The 20,254-nt window shown below is 71.4% G+C and carries 18 protein-coding genes; 9 read left to right on the forward strand and 9 right to left on the reverse strand.

All coding sequences use genetic code 11. The annotated features are described in order from the left end of the window. From ACWIGU_RS21875 to ACWIGU_RS21885, 3 genes are all read left to right on the forward strand, one after another. Positions 1-493 (forward strand): thiol-disulfide oxidoreductase DCC family protein (locus ACWIGU_RS21875; protein WP_454403239.1); only part of this gene is annotated, 493 nt, incomplete at its 5' end. Between the two features lie 108 nt (positions 494-601). Next, positions 602-1,273 (forward strand): TetR family transcriptional regulator, encoded by a 672-nt coding sequence (locus ACWIGU_RS21880; protein WP_454403650.1) that lies wholly within the window; start codon positions 602-604, stop codon positions 1,271-1,273. 158 nt (positions 1,274-1,431) lie between these two features. Continuing rightward, positions 1,432-2,610 (forward strand): D-alanyl-D-alanine carboxypeptidase family protein, encoded by a 1,179-nt coding sequence (locus tag ACWIGU_RS21885; RefSeq protein ID WP_454403241.1) that lies wholly within the window; start codon positions 1,432-1,434, stop codon positions 2,608-2,610. Between the two features lie 19 nt (positions 2,611-2,629). Here the strand turns inward: ACWIGU_RS21885 and ACWIGU_RS21890 are convergent, their stop codons facing one another. After that, positions 2,630-3,136, reverse strand: coding sequence for a MarR family winged helix-turn-helix transcriptional regulator (locus ACWIGU_RS21890; protein WP_454403243.1), 507 nt, complete (start codon positions 3,134-3,136; stop codon positions 2,630-2,632). A 108-nt stretch (positions 3,137-3,244) separates the two neighbouring features. Between ACWIGU_RS21890 and ACWIGU_RS21895 the strand changes: the two genes are divergently transcribed. After that, positions 3,245-4,561 carry an MFS transporter gene (locus tag ACWIGU_RS21895; protein WP_454403245.1) on the forward strand — a complete coding sequence of 439 codons (1,317 nt, stop codon included), beginning with the start codon at positions 3,245-3,247 and terminating at the stop codon, positions 4,559-4,561. Here the strand turns inward: ACWIGU_RS21895 and ACWIGU_RS21900 are convergent. Continuing rightward, on the reverse strand, positions 4,491-6,956 hold the full coding sequence (locus ACWIGU_RS21900; RefSeq protein WP_454403651.1) for an MMPL family transporter: 2,466 nt from the start codon (positions 6,954-6,956) through the stop codon (positions 4,491-4,493). The genes ACWIGU_RS21895 and ACWIGU_RS21900 overlap by 71 nt on opposite strands. A gap of 282 nt (positions 6,957-7,238) precedes the next feature. Here ACWIGU_RS21900 and ACWIGU_RS21905 point away from each other — a divergent pair, with 282 nt between their 5' ends. After that, positions 7,239-7,913 carry a response regulator transcription factor gene (locus tag ACWIGU_RS21905; protein WP_454403652.1) on the forward strand — a complete coding sequence of 225 codons (675 nt, stop codon included), beginning with the start codon at positions 7,239-7,241 and terminating at the stop codon, positions 7,911-7,913. A 17-nt stretch (positions 7,914-7,930) separates the two neighbouring features. Beyond that, positions 7,931-9,460: an ATP-binding protein gene (locus tag ACWIGU_RS21910; protein ID WP_454403247.1), complete on the forward strand. Its 1,530-nt coding sequence runs from the start codon at positions 7,931-7,933 to the stop codon at positions 9,458-9,460. 60 nt (positions 9,461-9,520) lie between these two features. Here the strand turns inward: ACWIGU_RS21910 and ACWIGU_RS21915 are convergent, their stop codons facing one another. The 3 genes from ACWIGU_RS21915 to ACWIGU_RS21925 all read right to left on the reverse strand — a co-directional run bounded on the left by ACWIGU_RS21915 (position 9,521) and on the right by ACWIGU_RS21925 (position 13,024). Further along, a complete protein-coding gene (locus ACWIGU_RS21915) occupies positions 9,521-11,062 on the reverse strand; it encodes an ABC transporter substrate-binding protein (RefSeq protein ID WP_454403249.1) in 1,542 nt (513 codons plus the stop codon). A gap of 336 nt (positions 11,063-11,398) precedes the next feature. Continuing rightward, entirely contained in the window at positions 11,399-12,730 is a 1,332-nt protein-coding gene (locus tag ACWIGU_RS21920) for a metallophosphoesterase (RefSeq protein WP_454403251.1), read from the reverse strand. A 54-nt stretch (positions 12,731-12,784) separates the two neighbouring features. Next, positions 12,785-13,024: an SCO4848 family membrane protein gene (locus ACWIGU_RS21925; protein WP_234374403.1), complete on the reverse strand. Its 240-nt coding sequence runs from the start codon at positions 13,022-13,024 to the stop codon at positions 12,785-12,787. On the opposite strand from ACWIGU_RS21925, the gene ACWIGU_RS21930 reads away from it, so the two are divergent. Further along, on the forward strand, positions 12,963-14,477 hold the full coding sequence (locus ACWIGU_RS21930; RefSeq protein WP_454403253.1) for a D-alanyl-D-alanine carboxypeptidase: 1,515 nt from the start codon (positions 12,963-12,965) through the stop codon (positions 14,475-14,477). The two genes, ACWIGU_RS21925 and ACWIGU_RS21930, sit on opposite strands and share 62 nt — an antisense overlap. Before the next feature lie 57 nt (positions 14,478-14,534). Here the strand turns inward: ACWIGU_RS21930 and ACWIGU_RS21935 are convergent, their stop codons facing one another. From ACWIGU_RS21935 to ACWIGU_RS21950, 4 genes are all read right to left on the reverse strand, one after another. Beyond that, positions 14,535-15,455 (reverse strand): YihY/virulence factor BrkB family protein, encoded by a 921-nt coding sequence (locus ACWIGU_RS21935; protein WP_454403255.1) that lies wholly within the window; start codon positions 15,453-15,455, stop codon positions 14,535-14,537. Further along, positions 15,443-15,907, reverse strand: a complete 465-nt coding sequence (locus ACWIGU_RS21940) for a GtrA family protein (protein ID WP_454403257.1) — start codon at positions 15,905-15,907, stop codon at positions 15,443-15,445. Before ACWIGU_RS21940 ends, ACWIGU_RS21935 begins: the two co-directional genes overlap by 13 nt. 116 nt (positions 15,908-16,023) lie before the next feature. Further along, on the reverse strand, positions 16,024-17,037 hold the full coding sequence (locus ACWIGU_RS21945) for a decaprenyl-phosphate phosphoribosyltransferase (RefSeq protein WP_454403259.1): 1,014 nt from the start codon (positions 17,035-17,037) through the stop codon (positions 16,024-16,026). A gap of 38 nt (positions 17,038-17,075) precedes the next feature. Next, a complete protein-coding gene (locus ACWIGU_RS21950) occupies positions 17,076-17,585 on the reverse strand; it encodes a phosphatase PAP2 family protein (RefSeq protein WP_454403653.1) in 510 nt (169 codons plus the stop codon). 141 nt (positions 17,586-17,726) lie between these two features. Between ACWIGU_RS21950 and ACWIGU_RS21955 the strand changes: the two genes are divergently transcribed. Together ACWIGU_RS21955 and ACWIGU_RS21960 are read left to right on the forward strand one after the other, a co-directional pair. Next, positions 17,727-19,271 (forward strand): FAD-binding protein, encoded by a 1,545-nt coding sequence (locus tag ACWIGU_RS21955; protein ID WP_454403261.1) that lies wholly within the window; start codon positions 17,727-17,729, stop codon positions 19,269-19,271. Positions 19,272-19,468: 197 nt separating this feature from the next. After that, complete coding sequence (locus ACWIGU_RS21960) at positions 19,469-20,224, forward strand: decaprenylphospho-beta-D-erythro-pentofuranosid-2-ulose 2-reductase (protein WP_454403263.1); 756 nt, start codon at positions 19,469-19,471, stop codon at positions 20,222-20,224. Positions 20,225-20,254 lie beyond the last annotated feature (30 nt).

The raw sequence follows: 20,254 nt of genomic DNA on the forward strand, positions 1-20,254 counted from the left end.
CCGGGGCACCACGGGGGCCCCGGTCCGCCGGCTCGTCCTCCTCTACGACGCCCAGTGCCCGCTCTGCACGTTCCTGCGGAACTGGCTCGCCCGGCAGCGGCAGCTCGTCCCGCTCGACCTGGTGCCGGCCGGTTCCGAAGAAGCCCGGCGCCGCTGCCCCGGGATCGACCACATCGCCACGCTCTCGGAGATCACGCTCGTCGGCGACAGCGGCCAGGTCTACCGTGGGCCCGCCGCCTGGGTCGTCACCCTGTGGGCACTGTCCGAGTACCGGCCCCTGTCCCACACATTCAGCACCCCGGCGGGCGCCCGCCTCGCGCGCGCCGCGGTCCTCGGGGCCGCCAAGTACCGCCAGGCGCACCGGGACCAGCAGGTCAGGAAGGCCGGGGGCAGCTCCTTCCGCAGGGCGGACGGCTGGGTGTACGACCGCGTCGACGGCTGGACGTACTACGGCGCAGCGGCCTGCGACAGCGGCTGCCACGTGCCCGATTAGGCTCTGAGCGTGCCAGCAGAGAAAGAGACCCCCGAGAGCCCTGCGAAGAGCGCCGCCAAGAGTCCCGCCAAGAGTGAGCAGACGCGGGCGCTGATCCTGGAGACCGCGATGCGGATGTTCCGGGAGCGGGGCTACGACAAGACGACGATGCGGGCCATCGCCAAGGAGGCGGGGGTCTCCGTCGGCAACGCGTACTACTACTTCGCGGGCAAAGAACACCTCATCCAGGGGTTCTACGACCAGATCTCCGCGGAGCACCGGGCGGCCGTACGGCCCGTGCTCGACCGGGAGACCGACCTGGAGAAGCGTCTCGCCGGGGTGCTGCGGGCCTGGCTGGAGATTGCGGAGCCGTACCACGAGTTCGCGGCCCAGTTCTTCAAGACCGCCGCGGACCCGACCAGCCCGCTCAGCCCCTTCTCGCCCGAGTCGGAGCACGCCCGCGAGACGGCGATCGACGTGCACCGCGAGGTGCTGGCCGGTTCCAAGGCGAAGGTCCCGGCCGAACTCGCCGCGATCCTGCCGGAGTTGATGTGGCTCTCCCAGATGGGGCTCGTCCTGTACTGGGTCTTCGACAGCTCCGAGGACCGGGAGCGCAGCCGGCGCCTCGCCGAACGGGGGGCACGCCTGACCACGCGCGGGGTCGCCCTCGCCCGGTTCCGGGTGCTGCGACCGCTCGTCCTCGAGGTGCACGAGCTGTTCACGGACTTCCTGCCGGGGATGACGGAGGCGTCCACGGCGGCGCGGGAGAAGGGGAACGGGACGGGGAAGGGCGCGGGCTGAGGCGGAGAGCGGGGGCGGGCCGGGGGCGGGCCTGGGCTGCGGGAGGGCCGGGGTCTTGGGAAGGCTGAGGTCGCGGGAGGGCCGGGGCTGCGGGAGGGGTGTCGCGGCCGGCGGGGGCCTCTTACCTTTGGTTCATGCGCGGCTTGTACGGTCGTCTGATGCCCGGCTCCTCTTCATCGCACCACGTCAGCCGTCGCGCCGCGCTCGCCCTCGGTCTCGGCGCCGCGGCCTCCGTCACCCTGCCGGGCCCGCGCGCCGCGGCCGCGGTCTCCGCCGTCGGCGGGGAGCGGCTCGGCAGGTCCGGTGTCCAGGTGGCGTCCGGCGCGCCCCGGCTGCCGAAGCTCGCCGCGCAGGCGTGGCTCGTCGCCGACCACGACAGCGGCGACGTCCTCGCCTCGTACGACGCGCACCGCGCACTGCCTCCGGCGTCGACGCTCAAGATGCTGTTCGCGGACACGGTCCTGCCGAAGTTCGGGCGGGCCTCGGTCCACAAGGTGACCGCCGCCGATCTCGCCGGGATCCCGTACGGCAGCAGTCTCGTCGGCGTCCAGGCCGGGACCTCGTACACCGTCGAGCAGCTGTGGCAGGGCGTCTTCCTGCGCTCGGGGAACGACGCGGTGCACGTGCTCGCCAGCATGAACGGCGGGGTGGGCGAGACCGTCCGCCAGATGCAGGCCCGCGCGAAGGACCTCCAGGCGGACGACACGCATGTGGTCAGCCCCGACGGCTTCGACCACAAGGGGCAGGTGTCGTCGGCGTACGACCTGACGCTGTTCGCGCGCGCCGGGCTCAAGAACGAGGACTTCCGCGGCTACTGCGCCACGAAGACGGCCGACTTCCCGGCCGGGGGCAGGAAGACGTTCCAGATCCAGAACACGGACCGCCTCCTCACCGGGCAGGGCGTGGCCGCGTACCAGGGGCTGATCGGCGTCAAGAACGGCTACACCTCGCACGCCGGCAACACCTTCACCGGCGCGGCGACCCGCGGCGGGCGCACCCTGCTCGTCACCGTGATGCACCCCAGGTCGGGGTACGAGGCGGTGTACGAGGAGACGGCGGCGCTGCTCGACTGGGGGTTCACGGCGGTGGGCAAGGCGGATCCGGTCGGCACGCTGGTCACGCCGCTGAGCGAGCAGCCCAAGGGGGCGGCGGCTGGGCCGGGTACGGGGACCGCGGGCGCGGCGGGCGCTCCCGTCGCCGCGTCGGCCACGTCCCACACGGACGACTGGGCGTTCGGCGGCTCGGCGGCGGTCGCGATGCTCGCGGGTGGCGGGCTGCTGGCGCTGCGGCGGCGGGAGCGGGAGCGGCCGGGCGGGCGCAGGCGGCGCCGGGACTGACGCCGCCGGGTGGGTCCGGTCAGGACCGGCGGCCGCCCGGGCCCGATTCGGCGGCCACCATCACCCGCCGCAGCAGGTCCGAGAGCAGCCTGCGCTCCTTCGCGTCGAGCGCGCCGAGCACCCGGTGCTCCTCGCCCCCGAGCCGGTCCATCGCCTTGCGCCAGATCGCGTGACCCGCTTCGGTCAGCTCGACGTCGACCCGGCGCCGGTCGGCCCTGGACGGCGTACGGACGACGAGGCCGCGGCGTTCGAGGGCGTCGAGGCGGCCCGTGACGGAGGCCGGGGCGAGGCCCAGGTCCGAGGCGAGTTCCGAGGGCACCGCGCGTCCGCCGCGCCCCGCGAGCTTGTGCAGCGTGTCGTACTCGAACCGCTCCAGCTCCACGTCCGCCAGGGCCTGTTCACGGACCTTGCGCAGATGCCGGGTGAGCGCGCCCGCGCGCGTGACCGCGCCCTCGATGTCCGGGTCGAGGTCCGGCATGAGCGGCAGCCAGCGCGCCAGATGCCCATCGGTCGAGTCGCGTTCCATGAGGGCAGTTTACGGCCGACCCTTCGGCGTCGGATATTTCGGCGCCAGATATTTCGATCCCCGATACTTCGTTGACGAATAGTTCGGCAACGAAATAGATTCGCCGCCATGCCGCGACGACCAAGCCTCCGCCACCCGCTGTTACGCAACGCCCGCTTCCGCCGCTTCTTCCTCGGCCGCGTCCTCTCCCTGGTCGGCGACGCCGTCATCCCCTCCGCCCTCGCCCTCGCCGTGCTGCGCGCCACCGGCTCCGCCTCGGCGCTCGCGCTGGTCCTGGGCTGCGCGATGGTCCCGCGACTCCTGCTCCTCCCCCTGGGCGGCGTGATCGCCGACCGCTTCAACCCGCGCACCGTCGCCCTGACCACCGACCTCATCCGCTGTGCCGGGCAACTCTTCGTCGGCGTCCAACTCCTCTCCGGAAAGCCGGAGTTGTGGCAGATCGCGGTCGCCGAGGCGATCGGCGGGGCCGCCTCCGCCTTCGCCATGCCGACGCTCGCCTCACTGATCGTCGGCATCGTCGGCGAGAAGGACCGGAAGGCGGCCAACTCCGCGCTCGGCGTGGTGCGCAGCGGCACGCTCGCGGGCGGCCCGGCGCTCGCCGGGCTGCTCGTCCTGACCGCCGGCCCCGGGTGGGCGTTCATCCTCGACGCCGCCTCGTTCGCCGTCAGCGCCGCCCTGCTCGCCACGCTGCGGCTCAGCCGCACCACGGCACCCGCCGAAGAACGCCACTCCCTTCGCTCCGACCTCGTCGAGGGCTGGCACGAGGTGCGCTCGCGCGGCTGGTACTGGACGAGCCTCGTCGCCCACGCCACCTGGAACGGCGGGGCAGCCGTGTTCGCCACCCTCGGACCGGTCATCGCCGTCAGGGAACTGGGCGGCGACGGCGCCTGGATCGTGATCGCCCAGGCCGGCGCCGTCGGCCTCCTCCTCGGCTCGCTCCTGTCCGGGCGGGCCCGCCCCCGCCGCCCGGTCCTCACGGGCAACCTGGCCCTGACCACGTACGTCCTGCCGCTGGCCCTGCTCGCCCTGCACGCCCCGGCACCGGCGGTCGCCGCCGCGCTCGGCGTCGCCCTCGTCGCCCTCGGCTTCTTCAACCCCCTCTGGGAGACGGTGGTCCAGACGGCCGTTCCCGAGGCGGTCCTCGCCCGCGTCACCTCGTACGACTGGCTGCTCTCACTGGCCGCGATGCCCCTCGGCTACGTCCTCGCCCCGCTCGCCGCCGACGCCTGGGGCGAGGCGACCCCTCTGTGGATCGCGGCGGCGGCCGTGGGCCTGGCCTGCGTGGCCACGGCGGGAGTGCCCGGCGTACGGCGATTCACGCTGGACACCCCCGCCAACACCCCTGTCGCGGCCGTCAGTTCACCAGATCCGCACCGTCGTCCGTCAGCTCCACGTCGTACACCAGCGGACCGCCCCCGACGGTGATGTGGCGGGCGCGCGGCGCCACTCGGTGCGCCGTCACCGCCAGGACGTACGCCCCCGGCGCGGGCACCGACACGATGTACGAGCCGTCGGCGAGGGACGTGACGCGGTCGAGCTGGCGGCCGCCCCTGGAGACGAGGGTCACGGAGGCGCCGGCCAAGGGGTCGCCGTCGGGGGTGCGCAGGAATCCGTGGACGACCGTGGCTCCGCCGGTGCCGCTGCTCTCCATGGACTCCGCGGCCCTGACGAGGCCGGCGCTGTCGACGGGCTCGGCCGTCGGTGCGGCGGGCGGTTCGGCCGCCTCCACGGCCAGGTGCGGGAGCCGGCGGTCCAGCCAGTCCGGCAGCCACCAGTTGGAGCGGCCGAGGAGATGCATCGCCGCCGGGACCAGCGCCGTGCGCAGGATGAACGCGTCGAGCGCGACCGCGGCGGCCAGCCCGATGCCCGCCATCGCGCCCTCCATGTCGCCGCTCAGGACGAACGCGGAGAACACGCAGATCATGATGAGGGCCGCGCAGTTGATGACCCGGCTCGTCTCGGCGAGGCCGACGCGCACGGCCCGCGCGTTGTCCCCGGCGTGCACCCACTCCTCGTGCATCCGGCTCACCAGGAACACCTGGTAGTCCATCGAGAGGCCGAACAGCAGCGACAGCATGATCACCGGCAGGAACGCGGTGATCGGCCCCTCCTTCCCGATGCCGAGGAACTCCGTCCCCCAGCCCCACTGGAAGACCGCCACCAGGACGCCGAACGACGCGGCCGCCGCGATCAGGTTCATCAGCGCGGCCGTGAGCGGCACGACGAACGAGCGGAACGCGATCAGGAGCAGCAGGAAGCCGAGCCCGATGATGGCGCCCACGAAGTAGGGCAGCCGGTCGCCGGTCACCGACGCGAAGTCCTTGAAGACGGCCGTCACCCCGCCGACATGCGCCTCGACACCGGCATCCGGGATGACATCGTCCCGCAGCCGGTCGATGAGCCGGTCCGTCCCGACGGACTGCGGTGACGTCGTCGGCACGACCTGGACGACCGTGATGCCCCCGGCGGGCGGGGCCGCGGCGGCCCGCGCGACGCCGTCCGTCGCACGGATCGTCCTGACCAGCTCCGTGGTGTCGGCGCCGCCCGGCACCACGACCTGAAGCGGCCCGTTGAAGCCGGGCCCGAAGCCCTCCGCGAGCAGGTCGTACGCCTGCCGGGTCGTCGTCGACTCCTGGTTGTTGCCCTGGTCGGTGGCGCCGAGCCGCAGCGACAGCACGGGCAGCGCGAGGACCGCCATGACCACCAGCGCCATCGCCGCGATCGAGCGGGGGCGCTTTTGCACATACGCCGACCAGCGCGCCGCGGGACCGCTCGCCTCGGCGGGATCGGGCCCCGCCGCCGCGAGCTTGCGCCGCTGCTTGCGGCTGAGGACGCGCGGGCCGAGCAGGCCGAGGAGCGCGGGCAGGAGGGTGACCGCCGCCAGGACGCTGAGCACGACCGTGAGGGACGTGGCGATGACGACACCGTCCAGGAAGCGCAGGTTCATCACCAGCATTCCGGCGAGCGCGATGCACACGGTGGCGCCCGCGAACAGGACCGCGCGCCCTGACGTGTTGAGGGCGCGCACCGCCGACTCCTCCGGTTCGAGCCCTCGCTGGATGCCGCGCCGGTGCCGGGTGACGATGAAGAGCGCGTAGTCGATGCCGACACCGAGACCGATCAACGAGCCGAGCAGCGGAGCCACTTCGGGCACGTTCGTCACGTGACTGAGCAGCATCGTCGCCATCATTCCGCTGCCTACGCCCATGATCGCCACGACGATGGGAAGCAGCATCGCGAAGAGCGAGCCGAAGGCCAGGAAGAGGACGACGGCCGCCGCCGCGATGCCGACCACCTCGGAGACGCCGGTGGGCGGCTCCTGGATACGGGTGATGGCCTGGCCGCCCAACTCGACCTGGAGTCCGTCGCGTTCTGCGCCCTGAGCCGTGTCGACGACCTTCTGAACGAGGTCCTTGGGCACCCCGTTCGCCTGGTCGGTGAAGGTGATCTGCGCGTAGGCGGTGCGGCCGTCGCGGCTGATCTGCGCGGTGCCGGTCTTCTCGTAGGGGCCGGTGACCTCGCCGACGCCCCGCATCGCGGCGATCTCCTTCAGCGCGGGCTCGATCCGGGACCGCACGGCCGCGCCCGTCACCGGCCCCGCGTCGCCGGACGCCCGCCACACCACGGTGTCCGTGTCGCCCGAGCTCTGCGGGAACGCCTTCGTCATCAGGTCGTACGCCTGCTTGGAGTCCGTGTCGGGGAGGGAGAACACATTCGAGTAGTCGGTGCCCGCCGAGGTGCCCGCGGCGCCCAGGCCGAACAGCGCCCCCACCCACAGCACCAGGACCACCAGGCGGTGCCGGTAGCACCACCGCGCCAATGCCGTCACGTTTACCACTCCTTCGGTCTTCCCCCGGGCCTTCCTCGGCCTCAGCATCCGCGGACGCGGGCGCGCGGCGGGACGACGCGGCCATGACTCTCAAGGAACTCCAAGGGGCGAGCGGGGCCGACCGGGGGCGGGCCCGCCGATACTGGACGTATGAACGCTGGGGGTATGAGTGCTGGGCATGTGAACTCGGGGCGCGCGGAGGCCGGTTCCGTGAGTACTGGGCCCGTGAGTACTGGGCCCGTGAACAACGCGGAGGACCCCGTGGGAGCCACCGTGCTCATCGTCGAGGACGAGCCGAGCATCGCCGACGTCCTCGCGATAGCCCTGCGCTACCACCGCTTCCAGGTCATGACCGCGGGCACCGTCCGCGAGGGACTCGCCCTCGCCGCACGCACCCGGCCCGACGCCGCGCTCCTCGACGTGATGCTCCCCGACGGCGACGGCCGGGCCCTCGGGCGCGAACTGCGCGCCCGCAGGCCCGATCTGGCTCTCGTCTTCCTGACTGCGCGCGACGCACCCGCCGAGGTCGTGGGCGCGCTCGGCTTCGGCGACGACTACATCACCAAGCCGTTCAACATCGACGAGGTCGTGGCCAGGCTGGGTGCCGTCCTGCGCCGCACCCGGCCCGCCGACGTCCTGCCCGAACGCCCGCCACTGCGCTACGGCGACCTGGAACTCGACGAGACGGCCTACACCGTCCACCGCTCGGGCCGCACGGTCCAGCTCACGCCCACCGAGTACGCGCTCCTGCGCTTCCTCGTGCGCAACGGCGGCCGCGTCGTGCCCAAGGAACAACTCCTGCGTCACGTATGGCAGTACGAGCACACCGCGGAGACGACCGTCGTCGAGACGTACATCAGCTACCTGCGGCGCAAACTCGAAGCGCTGGGGCCGCCGTTGATCACGACGCGGCGGGGGGTCGGGTACGGGCTTGCGGGTGGGGCGTGAAGCGGGGGCGGGGGCACGTGCCTGGCCGGAGTCGGCGGTTCCACTCCCTGCGCGCCAAACTCACCCTCGTCAACGTGGCGCTGCTCGCCCTCGGCATCGTCGCCGCGACCGCCGTCAGCCTCATGGGCATGCGCCACTACCTCCTCGCGAACGTCGACGCCGAGCTGACGTCGTCCCGCACCTCGCTCCAGCGCACCGGCCTCACCCTCAAGCAGATCGAGTCACTCAGCGAACTGGGCATCGCCCTCGACAAACTCTCCCCCGGCCCCGACTCAGCTGATTCCGGGGCGAGTTCACTGCCGCGCAACGAAACCGTGTTCGTGGCCGTCGACCGGGCCGGCGAGCCCATCACCGTAGGCACCCTGCGCCCCACCGCCCGCCAGCGCGACCTCGCCTCCGCGGTCGACGATCCGAAGGCGCTCGCCACCGCCGACGAGCCGCGCGACGTCACCGTGCACGGCGACCCGTACCGCGCGGTGGGCGCCCGGCTCGCCGACGGCACGACCGTGCTGCTCGCCACCTCGACGGCCAACGTCCAGACCGGCATCCACAAGGCCCTCAGGCTCGACATCGCCCTCGGCACGGGCCTGCTCGCGCTGCTCGCCGTCCTCACGATGATCGGCGTCAGCCACCGGATGCGGCCCCTCGAAGACATGGTCGAGACCGCGTCGGCCATCGCCGACGGCGACCTCGCACGGCGCGTGCCGCCGCACCACGACACCGCTCTGGAGGTGGAGCAGCTGCGGCTCGCCCTCAACTCCATGCTCCACCAGGTCGAAACGGCCTTCGAGACCCGCGAGCGCAGCTCCGCCCAGCTCAGGCGGTTCGTCGCCGACGCCTCCCACGAACTGCGCACACCCCTTGCGGCGATCCGCGGCTACCTCCAGCTCTACGACAAGGGGATGCTCCGCGACCCGGCCGAACTCGCCCGCGCCCTGGGCCGCGTCCATGCCGAAGCCGACCGCATGGGCCGGCTCGTCGACGAACTCCTCACCCTGGCCCGCCTCGACCAGGGACCCGAACTGCGTCTGCGGAACGTCGACCTGAGCCGGCTGGTCCGCGAGGCGGCAGACGACCTGCGCGTGCAGCAGCCTGACCGCCCGGTCCACGTAGTCGCGGACGGCGCGCTGCTCGTCCGCGGCGACGAGTCGGGCCTGCGCCAGATCCTCGGGAACCTCCTCGCCAACGTACGTACCCACACGCCGGAGGACGCCCCCGTCAGCGTCTGCCTCGAACGCGCGGACGGGATGGTGCGGCTGAGCGTGGCCGATGAGGGGCCCGGGCTCGCCGAGGAGGACGCGGCACGGATCTTCGACCGCTTCTTCCGTGCGGGCGGGGGTGCCGGCAGCGGTCTGGGCCTGGCGATCGTGCAGGGGGTGGTGTCGGCGCACGGCGGCGAGGTGTCGGTGCGGACGGCTCCGGGGACGGGAGTGCGGGTGACGGTGGTGCTGCCGGGGGGCGGGGGGCCGGTGGGTGACGCTGTGGGCGAGGCGGCGGGTACGGCTGTGGCTGATGTGGCTGAGGGGGTGGGGGGAGGCTGCGGCTGAGAGGGTGGGGGAGGCTGCGGCTGAGGGGGGTTCCTGTGGGTGGCGTCTCGTCGGGGCCGGTCAGATCCAGCCGAGCTGCCACAACCGGAACACCCCGGTCCCGTCCGACAGATACTGCCCGCCGGTGATGTCCTCCGTACTGAGCACGTACTCCTTGCGCTGCCACAGGGGGATGATCGGGACGTCGCGCGCGACGGCTTCCTGGAGCTTGCGGAAGTCGCCCATGGTGCGGCTGCGGTCCTCGTACTGCTGACTGGCCTGGATCAAGCCGTCGACCTCTTTGCTGCTGTATCCGTTGTGCATGCCGGACCCGGTGCGCACGAGCTGCGCGGTGAACGTGTCCGGATCGGGGAAGTCCGGCAGCCAGCCGACCGCGTACGCGTCGAGCTTCCCGCTCGCGTACCGCGTCTGGAAGTCGGTCCACTCGTAGTAGCGCAGGCTCACCTTGAACAGCCCGCTCGCCTCCACCTGCCGCTTGATCTCCTTCGCCTCGGACGCGGACGCGGCGCCGCGCGAGTACGCGAACTCGAAGCGGACCGGCGTGCTCACCCCGGCCTCCTGGAGCAGCGTGCGCGCACGGGCCGTGTCCGGCTTCGGATACGCGTCGAAGAACGCGGTCGTGTGCCCGGTGATGCCGCGCGGGATCAGGGAGTAGAGGGAGTCGACGGTGCCTTGGTACGTCGAGGCGACCAGCCGGTCCCGGTCGAGGAGCGTGGCGAGGGCCTGCCGCACCCGGCGGTCGTGCAACGGGCGGCCCGTCCGCACATTGAGGACGAGATTCCGGGTCTCCGCGCTCTCGACCTCGGTGAGCCGCTCCCCCTTGTCGCTCGGCGCGTACGAGGCGAGCAGCGCGGGCGGCAGCTGCCGGGCGGCGACGTCGACCGAACGGGCCTTCCAGGCGGATTCGAGGGCGGCCGAGTCCTTGAAGTAGCGCAGGGTGGTGGGCTCCCCGACGCTCTTGACCGCGCCCTGGTAGCGGGCGTTGGGGACGAGCTTCGCCTGCTTGCCGGGCGTGTACGAGCTGAGGCTGTAGGGACCGGTGCCGTCGACGCGGGTACGGGTACGCAGGCTGCGCGCCGGGTACTGGGTGCTGTCGACGATGGAACCGGCGCCCGTGGCGACCTTGAACGGGAACGTCGCGTCGGGCGAGGACAGCTGGAAGGTCACCGTCCGCGCCCCGCTCGTCTCGACCTTGCCGAGCGTGTCGAGCAGGGTGGCGGGGCCGACCGGCGAGTTGATGGCCTTGACCCGGTCGAAGGAGAACTTCACGTCCTTGGCCGTGACCGCGCGGCCACTCGGGAACTTCAGCCCGTCACGCAGCTCGCAACGGTAGGTGAGCAGCCCCTGGCCGACGAACCCGCAGTGCTTCGCGGCATCCGGCACGGGCGCGGCGCCACCCGCGTCGAACGTGAGGAGTGACTGGAACACGTTGCTGTACAGCGCCCATGACCCGGCGTCGTACGCACCGGCCGGATCGAGCGACGTCACGGCGTCGGTCGTCCCGACGCTGATCGTCTTCCCCTGCTCGTCCCGTTCCGGAAGCAGCTGCCAGGCGCCGGCTCCGGCGGCGGCAAGCACTATGAACGTGGCAAATACCCGCATGCGAATCGACCGCATCGCGCCCCTCCCCAGTGACGTGGATCACTGAATCACAGGAGTTTGAGCTGTGGGAAGAGGAGGTGGTGAGCTTTTGAAGACCTTGAGAAACCCTGTGAGCAACCTGTGGGCAAGGGGGTTTCGAGCCTGTTTCGGGGCGGGGTCTTCTGGTGGGACGGAGAGCGGCCGGCGGACTTCTATTTGGGGGCGACGGGCTTTCGGGGCGGCAGGATTTTGGGGCGGCGGCTTTTTGGGGGCGGCGGCCTTTTTCGGGGGCGGCGGCCTTTTTCGGGGGCGGCGGCCTTTTTCGGGGGCCGGGGAGATATCTTCCCGGCCCCCGCCTCAGGCCTGCTTCGACGCCAGCTCGACGACCGTGATGTCCGAGGGCGCGCCCACCCGGACGGGCGGGCCCCACGCGCCCGCGCCCCGGCTCACGTACAACTGCGTGTCGCCGTACCGCTCCAGGCCCGCGAGCGTCGGGTTCGCCGCGTCGGCGATGAAGTTGCCCGGCCAGAGCTGGCCGCCGTGGGTGTGACCCGACAACTGGAGGTCGACGCCGTGCTTCACCGCCTCGTGGATCATCACAGGCTGGTGGGCGAGGAGGACGGCGGCGCGGCCGGGGTCGCGGTCGCCGAGCGCCTTGTCGTAGTCGGGCCCGTCGCCGTAGTTCTCGCCGGTCACGTCGTTCACACCGGCCAGGTCGAACGCGCCCAGCTCCACACGCGCATTCTCCAGAGGCCGCAGTCCGAGCTCACGGACGTGCTCGATCCACGGCTCGGCGCCCGAGAAGTACTCGTGGTTGCCCGTCACGAAGTACGTGCCGTAGCGGGCCCGCAGTCCCGCGAGCGGCGCGACGGCCGGCGCCAGGTCCTCGACACTGCCGTCGACCAGGTCTCCGACGACCGCGATGAGGTCGGGCTGCGTGGAGTTGATCGTGTCGACCACCTTCTGGGCGAACCCCCGCCCCAGAACCGGTCCCAGATGGATGTCGCTGACGACCGCGATCCTGAACCCGTGCGCCGAACGCGGCAGCCGGGCCAGCGGAACCGTGACCCGCTTCACCTTGGGCCCGCGCAGCACGCCGTACGCACCGTTCCCGACGATCCCGGTGGCCGTGACGGCGGCGGCACCACCGACGACGCGAGAGACAAAGAGCCGACGCGAGGGCTCGGACGCGACCGGGGACGTATCGGGCTTGGGGGTGTCGGCGCTGGCGCTGGCGTTGGTGGAGGCGTTGGTGGAGGTGGAGGCGGGGGTGGAGGTGGAGGACACGGCGGACGGCTCGTCGGGCTCGCGCGTCGGAACCAGTACGGGCTCCGGCAAGGGTCCCGCCTCCGCGCCGCCCGGCGCGGACCTGCGATCGAGGAAGCGCCGCAGCAGAGGGCGCACCACCTCGCCCACCAGGACCGCGAGCACCAGATAGAGGGAGAAGGCCATCCACAGGAACCCGGGCCAGGACAGGACCTGCTGCAACCAGAACGGCGCACCGGCCCGCTCGCTCACCACCGCCGCGAACATCAGCAGCGGCCCCAGCACGAACACGACCGTGCCCGCTCGCCGCGCGAGACCAGCCCGAGCCGTGGTGTCGCGCACCAGGCGGAGCCACGCGTACCAGTGCAGACCGGCGAACGCCGCGAGCGACGCAAGCCCTGCGATCACGACTACGGCGATCACGACGCCGCTCCCCCCGTTGCGTCCATCGCGGTGTCCGTCGCGGTGTTCTTCACATCACGCCCGACGCAGGGCACGCAGCCCGCGGAACCCGATGACCCCCACCACCGTCCCCAAGACAAAGGAGACAACGGCGAGCGTCAGATGCACCCAGAAGTAGGCGGTCGGGTCGCCGGCGTCGTCGAAGGCAAGCCCGCTCCCGTCCTTCCACAGGTTCTTGACGAAAGTGACCCAGATGACCCAGCTCCAGACGCCGAAGGCGAGCAGGAACCAGGAGACGGGGCGGCTGAGCTTCATACCCTCAGTATCGCCAGTCCTCCGTCCGCACCGCCGCCGGGGTGGGGAGCAGGAGACACAGGGCACCTCGGCGAAGACTTACGCACCCCGGCCATGTACGTTCTCGACCGTGCCTGCCTCGAATGAGTCGTATTTCACGACCGTCTCTGCCAAGACCGAGTCTCGTTTCGAGCGTTCCGGTCTGAAGCGTTCCGGCCCTCGGCGTGCCGGGCGCTGGTCCGCCGTAGCCGCCACGGTCGCCGCCTCCGCCACTCTCGTCTCGGTCTGCTGCGCATCACCCGCACTGGCCGACGACAAGCCGGGGTCTTCCAAGGGCAAGGCGAAGCCGCCGGCCTCGATGTCGACGGTGGGCGGCGCACAGCTGGGCAAGCCGGGCACACAGGTGAATCTGGCGAACGGCGCCCCCGTCCTGCCCAAGGATCTGAGCGCGCGCTCCTGGATCGTCACGGACGCCGAGTCGGGCCAGGTACTCGCCTCGCACAACGCGCACTGGCGCCTGCCCCCCGCCAGCACCCTCAAGATGCTCTTCGCCGACACGGTCCTCCCCAAGTTCCCCAAGACGCAGACGCACAAGGTCGTCCCTTCCGACCTGGCCGGCATCGGCGAGGGCTCCAGCATGGTCGGCGTCAAGGAGAACTACACCTACACCGTCCACGACCTGTGGCTCGGCGTGTTCCTCCGCTCCGGCAACGACGCGGTCCACGTCCTGTCCGCCCTCAACGGCGGTGTCCCGCAGACCGTCAAGGACATGCAGTCCCACGCCGACGAGCTCCAGGCCCTCGACACACACGTGGTCAGCCCCGACGGCTACGACGCCCCCGGCCAGGTCTCCTCCGCCTACGACCTCACTCTCTTCGCCCGCTCGGGCCTGCAGAAGAAGGACTTCCGGGAGTACTGCGCGACGGCGACCGCGAAGTTCCCCGAGTCACAGAAGAAGGGCAAGACCACCAGCTCCTTCCAGATCCAGAACACCAACCGGCTCATCACCGGCGACATGGGCCTCAACCCCTACAAGGGCATCGCCGGGGTCAAGAACGGCAACACCACCAACGCCGGTGCCACCTTCACCGGAGTCGCCGAACGCAACGGCAAGGTCCTCCTCGTCACCGTCATGAACCCCGACTCCGGCGAGAACCAGGCCGTCTACCAGGAGTCAGCCCGTCTCCTCGACTGGGGTTTCAAGGCCGACGGCAAGGTCACCCCGGTCGGACAGCTCGTCGCGCCCAAGAGCGCCGACACCGGCGGCTCCTCCGCCAGCCCGAAGGGCGACAAGGGAGCTGCGGCACCCGGCAAGGCGTCGACCGCCCACGCCTCCGTCCAGAACGGCTCCAGCGGCATCGGTACCGCCCTGGCCATCACGGGCGGCGCCCTCCTCCTCCTGGCCGCGGGCGCCTTCCTCGTCAACCGCCGCTGGCCCCTGCCCGAGCTGGTACGCCGCCTCCCCCGACGCTGACGGGCCCCGCCCGGGGCGCCACCTCTGTCCGGCTCAAGTGCACCGGCGCCGTCTGTCTCAGGCGGCGCCGGCCCGCGCCACCCCCGGCGGTTCCGCCCCCGGCTCGGCCTCGTCCAGCACCTCCGCATCGGGCCGACCCCGCGTGGCCGTCCAGGCCGCGCAGAACAACAGCAGCTTCGCCGTGAAGTTGATCCACAGCATCAGGGCCACCGGCGTACCGAACGCCCCGTACATGCTCTTCGACGCCACCTCCTTCATATAGCTGCCGAGCGACAGCTTCAGCAGCTCGAACCCCGCCGCCCCGATCAGCGCCGCCGTCAACAGCTCCCGCCGATGCGGGTGAACACCCGGCAGCAGCGTCAGGACATAGAGCAGCAGCAGGAAGTCCGCGAGCACAGCGATCGCGAACGCCACCGCCCTGAGCAGCGCGCCGCCCCATCCGTCATGGGCGATGCCGAGCTGGTCCGCCGTCCACCCCACCGCGGTCGAGGCGAGCATCGACGCCGCCAGCGAGGCGAGCCCGGCCCCACCCAGCCCCACCAGAACCCCGGCGTCCGTGACCTTGCGCATGACCGGGTTCTCGTCCGGTTCCTCCAGCTCCCAGACGGCGCGCAGGCACTCTCTTATCGAACCGACCCACCCGATGCCGGTGAAGAGCAGCAACGCCCCCGCCACCAGACCCACCGTGCCCGCGTTCGCGACGAGCGACCCCAGGTCCAACTGGTCGGAGATGCCGGGCACCTGCTCCGCGATCTTGTCCTGGAGCGTCTTCTGCCGCTCCTCGCTGAGCGTGCCGGCAGCAATCGCCGCGGCCACGGTCAGCAGCGGGAACAGCGCCAGGAAGCTGATGAACGTCATCGCCGCCGCGAGCCGCGTCCAGTGCACCTGGTCGAGCCGCTCGTAGGCGCACCACGCGTGCGTACGCATGAGCCGTACGACGATCGGCCCGACGCCGGGGAGTCTCTTCAGCCAGTCCATGATCCGAGCCTGCCCTCCCTGACCGTTCTCGCACGTCTCGCCGGAATCGCCGCCCGGAAGACAAGGGTCCGAGTACCCCAGAACCGCAAGGCCGTGGCCAGCATCATGCCCACCCCCGCCCCGGACACCATGTCCGCGCGCCGCGACGTGAGCCCCAGCCCGTAGTGCGACACGGCGATACACAGCAGCTGCACCAGCGCCCCCGCGACGTTGACCGCGAAGAACACCCCGTACTGCCGCGCCCGCGACACCTCGACCACCGCCCGGCGATAGGTGCCGAGCGCGTTCCCCACGTACGCGACCGTGCAACCAGCAAGGAACGAGAGCGACTTGGCCGCGATCGGATCCCACCCCACCGGCCCTCTCAGCCACACGAAGATCCCCAGGTCGGCGACGTACGCGCAACTCCCCACAACCGCGAACCCCACCAGCTCACGCCCAAGACTCTTCATCCACCACCATCCCCGAACCCACCACGACCGCGCCTCCCCCACACCCCACGTGCCGCGCCCCGCCGGGACGGGCCTTCCCTCAGCACGCCCTCCCCCGACACGCCCTCACTCGACACTCACCAGTTCGCGACCTCGAGCCCGTACATCGCCAGCCACACCAGGCCGATCACGACCAGTGCTCTGTCCCGCAGAACGACGTCCTCCGGCTCACCCGCCGTGCCACGGTCGGCGAAGACCGCGTAGCGCAGGACGGCGAGGATGAAGGCCACCATCGACAGCTGTCTCCACGGCAGCAGACTTGTTCTCGCCACCCCGCCTTCCTCCATGGCCCAGAGGCAGTAGGCGAGCACGGCCACCCCTGCGGCAAGCTGCCAGACGAACCGCAGATAGCCGGTCGTGTACTCCGACAGCAACGCCCGTGTCGCCCCCGCCTTCCCGGCCATCTGCACGGCCTCGGAGTACCGCTTGGCCGACACCATGAACAGCGCCCCGAACCCCGTCGTGATCAGGAACCACCGCGACAGGGGAATCCCCAGCGCGAGCCCGCCGATCATGGCCCGCATCAGAAACCCGGTGGTCACCACGACAAGATCGACGACGAGAACGTGCTTGAGACTGATGCAGTACGCCAGTTGCATCCCGACGTAGGCGGTCAGCAGCACCGCCGTCATCGGAGTGCACAGGGCCGCGGCCACCAGCGGCGCGAGAACCGCGAGCCCGCCCCCGACCACATAGGCCACCGCCACCGGAACGTGCCCCGCGGCCACGGGCCTGTTCCGCTTGACCGGGTGCGCCCGGTCCGCCTCGGCGTCCCGCGCATCATTGATCAGGTACACGGCGGAGGCCGCCGCCGTGAACAGCAGGAAGACGATGACCAGTTGTGCCGCCGCGTGCCACGAGAACAGTTCACCGGCCGACGCTGGCGCGGCCACGACGAGCACGTTCTTCACCCATTGCCGCGGCCTCGCCGTCTTCAACAAGCCGGCCGGCAAGCCGAGCGTCGTCGCCGCACGCGGTCCCGGCACCGACTGCCCCCGCGGCCGGTCCAACAACGCCGTGGGCGCCCTGCGCCGCGCCTGTTCGGACGCATGCGCCGACGACGTCCCGTCTTCCGCTCCCCCCGCGTCCATCGCGTTCCCCACACCTTCCCTTCGCTCAGTCCGTTTCGTCATGGCCGGATACCCCCGGCCATCCAATGAGCCCCGAGCCGCGCGGCGGCTGCCCCGAGCGCAGCCCCCGCGGCCACGTCCGACGGGTAGTGCACCCCGACGACCATGCGCGAGACGCACATCGCCGCCGCCAACGGCGGGACGAGCCGCGCCCCCACCGGCCTCAACGCCCCGTACGCCACGGCCGCAGCGGCGGCCGAAGCCGCGTGCGAGCTGGGGAAGGAATGCCGCCCCGCCGTCCGCACAAGCGGTTCCACACCCATCTCCGCACCCGGCCGTGGCCTCCGGACGACCCGCTTGACACCCATGCTGGCGAGGTGCGCCGCGGCGGTCAGCGCCGTACCGCGCAGCCACGCTCCTCGTCGCTCCCGGTCGACCGCTGCCCCCAGCAGCCCCGCGCCGAGCCAGAGCGCCCCGTGCTCCCCGCTCCATGACAGTGCGCGCGCGGCCGCTGCCACGCGCCGGTCCGTACCGCAGTCGCGCAATGCCGACAGCAATCGGCGGTCCATGTCGTCCACGCGGCTCACTCTGCGGGTCAAAACCCCCATAACTCAGACAATTTTGGGTGACATCCACTCAATCACCCATTTCGGTGAGAGCTTGGTTCGTTTGGGGCGAAGGCCCTATCTATGGGCGATACGGTCGCATCCATGGCTGCCGATCCCGTTCCCCCCACTGCCCGCACACCCGCCGTCGCCCCCGGCATCACACCCCCCGGCCCAGCCGCCCCGACCACGCCGCCCACCCCTGCGCCCGTCTCGCCGGCCGTCCCAGCACTCAGCGCTCCCCCCACCGCTTCGCCTTCCCCCGACGCCGTCCACGACGGTCCCTCCGGCGGCATCTTCGACACCGTCCCGGTGACCGGCTGGGGCCGTACCGCCCCCACCGCCGCCCGCATCGTGCGCCCCCGCTCCTACGCTGAAGCCGCAGCAGTGGTCCGTGCGTGCGGGACGCCGGGCCACCGGGGCAACATCGCCCGTGGCCTGGGCCGGGCCTACGGAGACGCGGCGCAGAACGCCGGCGGCAGCGTCCTGGACATGACCGGCCTGGACCGCATTCACGCGATCGACGCGGCCGGCGGGACGGTGCTGTGCGACGCGGGCGTCTCGCTGCACCGCCTGATGGAAGTGCTCCTCCCTCTGGGCTGGTTCGTCCCCGTGACCCCAGGAACCCGCTACGTCACGGTCGGCGGCGCGATCGGCGCCGATATCCACGGCAAGAACCACCACGTCTCGGGCTCGTTCTCCCGCCACGTCCTCGCCCTGGAACTGCTCACGGCAGACGGTGAGGTGCGGATCGTCGAACGCGGCAGCGAGCTCTTCGACGCCACGGCCGGCGGCATGGGACTCACCGGGATCATCCTCACCGTCACCCTCCAACTCCTCTCTGTCGAAACCTCGTTCATGTCGGTCGACACCGAACGTGTCGTTGACCTCGATGACTTGATGGCCCGCCTCACCGAGACCGATCACCTCTACCGCTACTCAGTCGCCTGGATCGACCTCCTGGCCCGCGGCGCCTCGATGGGCCGCTCGGTCCTCACACGCGGTGATCACGCCCCGCTGGACGCCGTTCCCGCACGGGCCCGCAGGGCGCCGCTGGCGTTCCGCCCCGGACAGCTCCCAGCACCGCCCGGATTCGTACCCGAGGGGCTCCTGGGCCGGAGGACCGTCGGCCTCTTCAACGAGCTCTGGTACCGCAAGGCCCCTACGTCACGCGTCGGCGAGATCCAGAAGCTCTCCTCGTTCTTCCACCCTCTCGACGGCGTACCGCACTGGAATCGCATCTATGGGCGCAGTGGATTCGTCCAGTACCAATTCGTCGTCGGATACGGCCAGGAGGAAGCGCTTCGCCGCATCGTGCAGCGCATCTCCGAGCGGCGGTGCCCCTCCTTCCTGGCGGTCCTCAAGCGCTTCGGCGAAGGAGATCCCGGCTGGCTTTCCTTTCCCATGCCCGGCTGGACGCTGGCCCTCGACATTCCCGCGAACCTGCCGGGACTCGGCACGTTCCTCGACGAACTGGACGAGGAGGTGGCCGCGGCGGACGGACGCGTCTACCTCGCCAAGGACGCGCGGCTACGGCCCGAACTGCTCTCGACGATGTATCCCCGCCTCGACGACTTCCGCGCCCTGCGAGACCAGTTGGACCCGCGAGGCGTGTTCCGCTCGGATCTGTCCCGGCGCCTCGGACTCTGAATGGATCGGGAACGAGTGCCACGACCAGGGCCCTCGCACATCCCGGCAATCGCTCGCCCACATCGCGCGCACGTCGTACTCCCCTCCCCCGGCACGGCCCCTCCGCACCGATTCACCTTTGGTACACCGCTCGGGCCGTCCGGGTTCCCATCCCGCCCCCACCGATTTCGGTCCCGCCTATTTGGAGTTCGGTTCTCATGAAGGACGCCTTCGGCACCCCCCAGTCCCTGCTCGTCCTCGGCGGCACCTCCGAGATCGCCCTCGCCACCGCGCGACGCCTCGTGGCGCGGCGGACCCGAACGGTGTGGCTCGCCGGCCGCCCGTCCCCCGCCCTCGACCGTGCGGCCGCCGAACTCCGCGACATGGGCGCCGACGCCCGTACCGTCGCCTTCGACGCGCTCGACTCCGAGGCCCACGAGGTGACGCTGGGCAAGGTGTTCGCCGAGGGTGACATCGACATGGTGCTGCTGGCGTTCGGGATCCTCGGCGACCAGGCCCGCGACGAGGACGAGCCGCTGTCCGCGGTGCGCGTCGCGCAGACCAACTACACCGGGGCGGTATCGGCGGGCCTCATCTGCGCCCGCGCCCTGCAGTCCCAGGGCCACGGCTCGCTGGTGGTGCTCTCGTCCGTGGCGGGAGAGAGGGCCCGGCGGTCCAACTTCATCTACGGGTCGAGCAAGGCCGGTCTGGACGCCTTCGCGCAGGGCCTCGGCGACGCGCTCCACGGCACCGGCGTGCATGTGATGGTCGTGCGCCCAGGCTTCGTGCGGTCAAAGATGACGGCGGGTATGGCGGAAGCGCCGATGGCCACCACGCCGGAAGCGGTGGCGCAGGCGATCGAGACGGGGCTCAGGCGCCGGTCGGAGACCGTGTGGGTGCCGGGGGCACTGCGCATGGTGATGTCGGCGCTCAGGCATGCCCCGCGTCCGGTGTTCCGGCGCCTGCCGATGTGAGCCGCGTCGGACAGCGGCCGGCCGACTTGC

It is taken from the genome of Streptomyces sp. NPDC055400 (genome assembly GCF_053644375.1).

Bases quoted from the DNA above. Each gene is read 5' to 3' on its own strand.
- ACWIGU_RS21940 (WP_454403257.1), bottom strand. From the start codon at position 15,907: ATGAAGAGTCTTGGGCGTGAGCTGGTGGGGTTCGCGGTTGTGGGGAGT.
- ACWIGU_RS21895 (WP_454403245.1), top strand. From the start codon at position 3,245: ATGCCGCGACGACCAAGCCTCCGCCACCCGCTGTTACGCAACGCCCGC.
- ACWIGU_RS21930 (WP_454403253.1), top strand. From the start codon at position 12,963: ATGACCCAGCTCCAGACGCCGAAGGCGAGCAGGAACCAGGAGACGGGG.
- ACWIGU_RS21935 (WP_454403255.1), bottom strand. From the start codon at position 15,455: ATGGACTGGCTGAAGAGACTCCCCGGCGTCGGGCCGATCGTCGTACGG.
- ACWIGU_RS21890 (WP_454403243.1), bottom strand. From the start codon at position 3,136: ATGGAACGCGACTCGACCGATGGGCATCTGGCGCGCTGGCTGCCGCTC.
- ACWIGU_RS21945 (WP_454403259.1), bottom strand. From the start codon at position 17,037: ATGGACGCGGGGGGAGCGGAAGACGGGACGTCGTCGGCGCATGCGTCC.
- ACWIGU_RS21885 (WP_454403241.1), top strand. From the start codon at position 1,432: ATGCCCGGCTCCTCTTCATCGCACCACGTCAGCCGTCGCGCCGCGCTC.
- ACWIGU_RS21960 (WP_454403263.1), top strand. From the start codon at position 19,469: ATGAAGGACGCCTTCGGCACCCCCCAGTCCCTGCTCGTCCTCGGCGGC.
- ACWIGU_RS21880 (WP_454403650.1), top strand. From the start codon at position 602: ATGCGGATGTTCCGGGAGCGGGGCTACGACAAGACGACGATGCGGGCC.
- ACWIGU_RS21955 (WP_454403261.1), top strand. From the start codon at position 17,727: ATGGCTGCCGATCCCGTTCCCCCCACTGCCCGCACACCCGCCGTCGCC.
- ACWIGU_RS21915 (WP_454403249.1), bottom strand. From the start codon at position 11,062: ATGCGGGTATTTGCCACGTTCATAGTGCTTGCCGCCGCCGGAGCCGGC.
- ACWIGU_RS21950 (WP_454403653.1), bottom strand. From the start codon at position 17,585: ATGGACCGCCGATTGCTGTCGGCATTGCGCGACTGCGGTACGGACCGG.
- ACWIGU_RS21925 (WP_234374403.1), bottom strand. From the start codon at position 13,024: ATGAAGCTCAGCCGCCCCGTCTCCTGGTTCCTGCTCGCCTTCGGCGTC.